Origin of the sequence: Psychrobacter sp. GW64-MNA-CIBAN-0177 (genome assembly GCF_040309585.1) — a bacterium.
In the GTDB taxonomy this organism is placed as follows: Bacteria; Pseudomonadota; Gammaproteobacteria; order Pseudomonadales; family Moraxellaceae; genus Psychrobacter; species Psychrobacter okhotskensis.
In genome coordinates, this window is record NZ_JBEOOY010000275.1 from 1 (window position 1) to 268 (window position 268).

Annotated in this window: 1 protein-coding gene; it reads left to right on the forward strand. The window is 38.4% G+C overall.

The annotated features are described in order from the left end of the window. Nucleotides 1-268, forward strand: a 268-nt coding sequence (locus tag AAEY79_RS15070; RefSeq protein WP_352289239.1) for a hypothetical protein, incomplete at both ends; no start/stop codon positions are given.

Here is a 268-nt window from a genome sequence, read left to right on the forward strand (position 1 = left end):
GTGTATCAGAACGTATAGAGGATTTGCAGCCGCAGGCATTAGATTTGAAGAAAAGCTTAGCTCATCAGCAACGCGAACTTGCCGAGCATGAAAAACGACAAGCGCTGTTATCTGGTGAATATGAAACTTTACATCAAATATTGCATCCGAAAACTAATAAAAAATTAGAGAATACAAACACCGAATCAACCGTTAGTAATATCTTAGCAAGCAATGAACAACCGTTACCAGTAACTACTTTACGTGAGCACATTGAGTTAAGTAAGCG